The sequence below is a fragment of the Streptomyces sp. NPDC057271 genome (assembly GCF_042668715.1).
In the GTDB taxonomy this organism is placed as follows: domain Bacteria; phylum Actinomycetota; class Actinomycetes; order Streptomycetales; family Streptomycetaceae; genus Streptomyces.
The window spans coordinates 1-6,792 of record NZ_JBHUYJ010000191.1 but is presented as its reverse complement, the minus strand read 5'-3'; the positions used below and the strand labels follow the sequence as shown (position 1 = coordinate 6,792).

Annotated in this window: 5 protein-coding genes and 2 pseudogenes; 2 read left to right on the top strand and 5 right to left on the bottom strand. The window is 67.4% G+C overall.

The window, feature by feature from the left end:
• Positions 1-223: 223 nt before the first annotated feature.
• The 4 genes from ACFUJR_RS38370 to ACFUJR_RS38355 are packed head-to-tail and all read right to left on the bottom strand — an operon-like array spanning position 224 to position 3,986.
• On the bottom strand, positions 224-724 hold the full coding sequence (locus ACFUJR_RS38370; RefSeq protein ID WP_383180415.1) for a hypothetical protein: 501 nt from the start codon (positions 722-724) through the stop codon (positions 224-226).
• Positions 721-1,971 (bottom strand): cytochrome P450, encoded by a 1,251-nt coding sequence (locus tag ACFUJR_RS38365; protein ID WP_383180412.1) that lies wholly within the window; start codon positions 1,969-1,971, stop codon positions 721-723. The genes ACFUJR_RS38370 and ACFUJR_RS38365 overlap by 4 nt, the downstream gene beginning before the upstream one ends.
• Positions 1,972-2,025: 54 nt before the next feature.
• The gene (locus ACFUJR_RS38360; RefSeq protein WP_383180408.1) at positions 2,026-3,423 is read right to left on the bottom strand and encodes a cytochrome P450; all 1,398 of its coding nucleotides are present in this window, start codon (positions 3,421-3,423) and stop codon (positions 2,026-2,028) included.
• Positions 3,420-3,986 carry an alpha/beta fold hydrolase gene (locus ACFUJR_RS38355; protein ID WP_383180405.1) on the bottom strand — a complete coding sequence of 189 codons (567 nt, stop codon included), beginning with the start codon at positions 3,984-3,986 and terminating at the stop codon, positions 3,420-3,422. Before ACFUJR_RS38355 ends, ACFUJR_RS38360 begins: the two co-directional genes overlap by 4 nt.
• Positions 3,987-4,456: 470 nt before the next feature.
• Between ACFUJR_RS38355 and ACFUJR_RS38350 the strand changes: the two are divergent.
• Positions 4,457-5,437 (top strand): annotated as a pseudogene (locus ACFUJR_RS38350) (IS630 family transposase); the annotation flags it as partial.
• Positions 5,438-5,471: 34 nt separating this feature from the next.
• On the opposite strand, the gene ACFUJR_RS38345 reads toward ACFUJR_RS38350, so the two are convergent.
• Positions 5,472-6,410: an ISAs1 family transposase gene (locus ACFUJR_RS38345; protein ID WP_383180402.1), complete on the bottom strand. Its 939-nt coding sequence runs from the start codon at positions 6,408-6,410 to the stop codon at positions 5,472-5,474.
• Positions 6,411-6,587: 177 nt separating this feature from the next.
• On the opposite strand from ACFUJR_RS38345, the pseudogene ACFUJR_RS38340 reads away from it, so the two are divergent.
• Positions 6,588-6,701 (top strand): annotated as a pseudogene (locus tag ACFUJR_RS38340) (IS630 family transposase); the annotation flags it as partial.
• Positions 6,702-6,792: the final 91 nt, after the last annotated feature.

Sequence of the window (6,792 nt, the reverse complement as noted above, 5' to 3'; positions counted from 1 at the left end):
CCTAGAGACACGCCCTCCAGGCGGCCACACCCATGTCCCCGCAGGTCAGACCCCACTTTCGGCTCTCTAGGCCGCCGAATTATGTCGAACCCGGGTCGGTGGCCGATCCGACATGACAGTCACGTCCGGGACGGCTTCCGGTCTGATGGGGGCGCTCGGATCGTCTCCGGAGCACGGCACCGGGGCGGCGGACGGAGGTTCCGGCCGCCGCCGCAGTTGTGTCTCAGCCGACATTGCGCCCGGGCTGCTCCGCCACGCCTGCCGCGATCTTCCGGGCGACCTGGTCGGCCAGCTTCTGGTCGCCGAGCCGTGTCCACCACCCCGTGGTCAGCTCCGTGCCCGCTGGTACCCAGGTCCGCATACGGCGACGGAGGTGTACGTCGTCACTCCGGCCCGAAACGGAGTAGTCCAGGTGGATGGTCAGCCCGCGGTAGAGGAAGTCCTCGGCGACCAGGTGCCAGTGTGAGGGGGACTTCATGACCGTCCGCCAGGTGCAGGGCACCCGGTCCTCGGTGTCGGGATCGGTGAAGAACTCCGTGAACCGGTACCCGACTTCGGTGATGTCCGCGTTCTCCTTCTCAAGCCCGTCGGAGCCCTGGATGATGTCGCGCATCCCCCGGCCGTCGGACCGCGTCAGGAAGTCCCAGATCGCCGGGGCCAGTGCCGGGACCGGCACCTCGCTGTCGACGACGAGCAGCTCGCCGTCCCGTTCCGGCGTGCTCATCCCTTCACCACCAGGGGCAGTTCCCGGACCATGTGGTGAAAGACGGCATCCGACCAGACCGGCTCCGAGGCGGCGGCCAGACGAGGGAACCGGGCATGGATACGGGGCAAGCTGATGCCCAGTTCGGCGCGGGCCAGCCCGGCGCCGACACAGAAATGAATACCGCCGGCGAATCCCAGTGACGCCTTGGTCTCGCGGGCCGGGTCGAATCGGTCCGGGTCGGGAAACACCTCGGGGTCGCGATTCGCAGCGCCGAGCAGGAGCCGGACACTGGATCCCGCCGGTACGGTTCCGCCGGGGAACTCGACGTCGCGGGTCGCGAAGCGGAGGAACGGGGTGATCGTCGTCGGCGGGTCGTAGCGCAGCGTCTCGTTGACGAAGGCGGCCACATCGCCCTGGTCTTTGCGGAGCCAGGTGAGCTGCTGCGGATTCTCCAGCATCGCTAACACACCGTTGCTGATGCCAGCGGCCGAGGTCTTGAACCCCGCGCACCACAACGCCCAGATCATGGGGATGAGTTCGCTATCCTCGAGCTCCTCGGTCCCCTCGCCGACCTTCTTGGCCAGCGCCGTGACCAGGTCGTCCCGGGGATCCCTGCGCCGCTGTGCGATCAGGGCGCCGAGGTAGTCCTCCATGTCGGAGCAGTGCTTGTCCGCGACGGCGAGCACCTCGTCGGGTGCCTCCGGATGGGCGCTCAGTACCCCCTCGACGAGAGAGGACAGCCATGCCCGGTCGCCCTCCGGTACTCCCAGCAGGTCCGCGATCGTCGCGACCGACAAGGGCTCTGCCACGGTGCGGTGCAGATCGACCGTTTCGCCGTCCAGCAGCGGCTCGGCAACTTCGTCCAGCAGGCGATCGCAGATGCGGGCGATGCGGGGCCGCAGCACGTCGACCCGGCGCGCGGTGAAATCGCGACTGAGCACCTTGCGCAGCCTGGTGTGTTCGGGAGGGTTCGTCAATGCGATGCTGCCGGCGAAAATCCTCACCGAACGGCGCCGGAGAGCCTCCGGATAACGGGCCTCCAGCATGGAGCGGTCCGGGCTGACGAACACCGTGCCGCTTTCCTGGAGCACATGAGAAACGTCGGCATGCCGGCTGAGCAGGTAGGAACCGGTCGTCGTACGGTGCACCGGGTCATGCGTGCGCAGCCATTCCAGGAACGGATACGGATTCCTGCGGTTCTCCGGCTCCAGCAGCCGCTGCATGGCGTCAAGCGGTGCCTCTTCCAGGGCTGTTCGACTGTTCATGTGTGACAACACCTCTCCGAGAAGATGGGTCTTCCTTTCACTGGAGGGCTGCCGTCAGCCGGACACGGTTCGGGGAACCACCTGCAGCGGAAGTGCGCTCGGCGACACGGAAACCTTTACCACCTCGGTCACCTCGTGCCCAGGAACCGGCCGCAGCTCCCAGTGGGGTGCGATGCCTACCAGGGCGGACATGACCGCGGTCCAGGCATAGCGGTCACCGATGCACTGGCGGTTCCCGGCCCCGAAGGCGAAGTAGGCGTTGCGGGGGATCTCTTCGGCCCGGCCGGGCAACCAGCGGTCGGGGTCGAGACGCATCGGATCCTCGTAGATCGATGGGTCCCTGTGCATGGCGATGGGGCTGATCAGCACCTGGGTGTTCGCCGGAATGGGCACACCGCCGAGGGTCACATCCGTCACCGTACGCCTGATGAGCAGCCAGAACGCGTAGAGGCGGAAGACCTCCCGTGCCACGCGGCCGGTGTAGTCGAGCGCCATCAGATCCTCGAGGCCCGCGGGGCGGTCACCGATCACCTCCTTCACCTCGGCGGCGATGCGGTCGGCCACGTCGGGCGTCCGGCTGAGCTGGTACAGCGCCCAGGCCAGCGCATTGGCGGTGGTGTCTCGGCCGGAGAGCGCGATCGTGATCACCTGGTCCCGGATCAGGTCGTCGCTCATGGACTCGCCGGTGTCCGGGTCGTGCGCGTGGATCAGCATGGACATCAGGTCCACGTCGTCGGCCCCGGCGGCCCGGTAGTCGTCGACCGCGCGCCGGCAGGCACCCCAGATGTGCTGCATCGCCTGGTTGAACCGCCGGTTCGCCGATGTAGGCAGCTTCTCCATCAGCCCCAGCGGGGCCAGCGTGCGCTTCATGATGCCGTCCTGGACGGCCGGGAAGGATTCTTCGAGCGCGCGACTGGCCTCCTGACCGAGGCGCGAGGAGAAAAACGTCCGGGCAACGAGCGTGAGGGCCGCCTCCTGCATCTCGTCATCCATGGACACCACTTGTCCGGGCCGCCAGGACTCGGCGCGCTCGGCCAGACAGGCGCCCATGATCTCGGCGTAGCGGGCGATCTGCTTGCGGTGGAAGGCAGGCTGCATCAGCCGCCGCTGCTGCCGATGGAATTCGCCGCTGCTCACGCTGGCCAGCCCGTCACCCACGAACTCCCGGACCTTCTCCCAGAAGACCCCTTTGTCGTAGTGGTGCGCGTCGTTCACGAAGACCCGCCGGATGAGATCGGGATCGTTGACGACGTACGCCGGTTTCGGCCCGAAGCGGATCCGGACCACGGGACCTTGGGACCTCAGGCACTGGAAGAAGTCGAGGGGCCTGCGGCGCAGCTCGACCAAATGTCCGAGTACCGGGAGGCGGCCGGGCGCGTCGGAAACGGGTACCGGTACCGGCGACCGCAGGCCCGGCTGTCGGTGTTCCGCGGTTTCATGGGAACGGTTCATCCCGCGGCCTCCTGCTCATCGCGCGGGAAGTCCCGGATCTCCCGCGCCATCGGACCGGCATTCTCGATGTGCAGGTGGTGGCCGCCGGGCAGGGTCGTGTGCCGCAGAGGCGTTGCGGCTGCCACCCATGCCAGGTCGAACGGGGACGCCACCTGTGCCTGCTCGGCGGTGAGGACGAGCATGGGTGCCATGACGGACCGTACGAACTCCTGGACCTCGTCCTCGGTGAGGGCATCGATGAAGGGGTACCGCGACCTGGGGCCGGTCCGCCAGGTGTGGCCTTCGAATGTCTCCACCAGGTCCCGTTCGCTGAGCAGCTCAGCCGTGTCCAGACGGCAGTCCGCGCCCCTGGCACGGGTCCGCACTGCCTGTGACCGCGTCCTGAAGTACGGCCGAGCACCGTCCTGGAGGGCAGGGACGTTGTCCCAGTTGTCCATGGCGAATTCGGACGGGTCCTCCATGACGACTCCGCTCGGGGGCCGGCAGGACCGGAAGTACACGAACGTCTCGCCAGCGACCAGCGCCGGCTCGAGGCCGTGCTGGGCGAAGACTTCTGCAAGCATGTGCATCCCTGCTCGATATCGGGTAGTCGATGCTGCGAATGTGATCACTGTGATCAGCCACTCTCGCCGGCATTGGCGTGTCGCGTCATGGCACCGCATCAAAGAGTATTCACGCAGATGTGCCTTTGATGGTCTCGATTCTCAGTAGCAGTGGACGACGTCTCGCACAACGGATATCGGGTCGGCGCCGGGCGAGGCAATACCCACTCCGTTTCACTGGCCGGTTGGCATGGCCGCTATAGCCGATCGGCCACATCTGCACAACCGGGATCCACCCGGCAGATTCCGGCGAGCGCCAGTCGCCGCCGGACGACGTCCACGGCTCGTTCCCCGTCCCTCGGATGCGTGCCCGGTCGCGGAACAGCTGTCCGTCCGTAGCTATTCAGCGGGGTGCGGCCGGTGCGGTGACCGGGCGGTGTGATCGCTAGTGTCCTGAGTCGGTAGTTCATTGGCGGTTGTAGGGTTGGGGGATGCCGGGCCCGAAGCCGTTGTCATTGGAGTTGTCCGAGTGTGAACGCCGCGTACTGCGGGGCTGGTTGCGCAAGCGGACCGCGGGGCAGGCCCTGGTGCTGCGCGCGAGGATCGTGCTGGCCTGCGCCGAGGGCCGCCCGAACGCGCAGGTCGCGCAGGAGCTCGGTATCTCGCGGGAGACGGTGCGCAAGTGGCGGTCCAGGTTCGCTTCCGACCGTCTTGAGGGAGTCGTCGACGCTCCGCGCTCCGGTGCCCCGCGCAGGATCACGGACGAGCAGGTCGAGTCCCTGGTCGCCCGGACCCTCGACCAGGCACCCCCTTCGGGGGATTCGCACTGGTCGACGCGGTCGATGGCCCAGGCTGCGGGCATGTCGCAGTCCGCGGTCTCCAGAATCTGGCGGGCGTTCGGCCTCAAACCGCACATCGTGCAGACCTGGAAGCTGTACACCGACCCGCAGTTCGTGACCAAGGTCCGCGACGTGGTGGGCATCTACCTCGCCCCGCCCGAGAACGCCCTGGTGTTGGCGGTGGACGAGAAGTCGCAGATCCAGGCCCTGGACCGCACCCAGCCCGTGCTACCGCTGGCACCGACAACGCCGGCGCGGATGACCCACGACTACGTCCGGCACGGCACCACCAGCCTGTTCGCCGCCCTGGACATCGCCTCCGGCTCGGTCATAGCCCAGCACTACCGACGCCATCGCCACCAGGAGTTCCTCCGTTTCCTGAAGACCATCGACGCCGCCGTACCCAAGGACCTGGACCTGCACCTGGTCCTGGACAACTACGCCACCCACAAGACCGAAGCGGTCAAGAAATGGCTGCTGCGACACCCCCGCTTCCACCTGCACTTCACCCCCACCTCGGCATCCTGGCTCAACCTCGTGGAGCGCTGGTTCGCCGAGCTGACCTGCCGCAAACTCCGCCGCTCGGCCCACCGCAGCGTCATCGAGCTCGAACGCGACATCCGAGGCTGGATCCAGGGTCCCTTGCGTGATCAGGTTTTGTCCGTGTTCATCCGGTGAGTCCGAGGGCCGTCAGGGGCCGGTCCCAGTCGGGGGCGGCTTCGCGCAGGGCAGCGGCGATGTTGGTGCGTCCGTCCTGGCGGTGGACGCTGATCGCGAGGTTGCGCAGGCCGGCCATGACACGCGGAAGTCGGCCGACATGGATCTTGGAGTCGTCCTCGCGGAAGGTGCGGTCCCGGACGTGGTGCAGGAGATTCTCGATCTTCCAGTGGCCGCGGATCCAGGCGGCGAGCTGAGCACCGCTCGCGGCGCCGGGCGGCAGGCTGGTGATCAGGTAGACGCGCTCGATGGTGAGCTTGCCGCTGGTGAAGTCATGCCTCCAGCGAACGACTTGGAGGGCCTGCTTCGCATCGGGGTAGTCGATGTGGGCGAAGGCCGCGGTCTTCAGCCTGCGGACCTCCTGGCGGTGGTGGGCGCGGGTGCGTTCGTAGTGGTCCAGGGTGATGTCCTGCCAGGGCAGTCGGCGGACGCGGTCGAACATGCCGGGGTGGTTGGCCTTGACCTGCGTGATGTAGTGGGCGCCGCGTGTTCGGAGGTAGGCGCCGTGGGCGTGCTGGGTGTGCAGGGCATCGGTGAGGAACGCTCCGATCGCCCGGTCCAGGGCATCGCCGTCGAGTTGGACGAGGAGGCGTCGCAGGGTGTGCGGGTGGGGAACGCAGACCGCGCCGGTCAGCGGGTCCACGGGGAATCCGAGAACCCGGCAGGCCCACGCGGGCGCATCGCTGATCCATTCGGTGATCGCGGCGAGCGAGCGGGCGCCGGCCAGGACACTCGCCGCGGCGGCGGTCACCAGCGCCGACAACGGATAGCGGCGTCCGCGACAGCCGCGCGGGTCGGGGACCAGGTCCAGGAATCCGGACAGACGGACCGCGTCCGTCAGCGGAGCCGGAGCGGAAGCCCGGGCCAGTTGTTCCAGCGGGGCAGGCATGAGGGAAGATGCAGGAGCAGGCACGGACTCACCAAGCATTCATGGGACTTCGACACTCACATGATCACTGAGGCTGTGCCTGCACTGCGTTCCCCTGCCCGAACCGGGAGGCTCACCCTGCCTCACGACGAGTCCGGCGAACCGGACGATCTTCGATCTTGCAAGGGCCCCTGAGGCTGGATCAACGAGTGGAACAAGAACCCCAAGCCGTTCGTGTGGACCAAGACCGCAGACGAGATCCTCGAAACCCTCGCCGCATACTGCACACGAACTAACGACTCAGGACACTAGTACTCCAGCAGGATTTCGCTGTCTGACCTGGTCTTTCGCCGGGTGGCGGGAGTGTAGCGGGACTTCGGGCGTGCGGGGGCGGTCTCAGGGA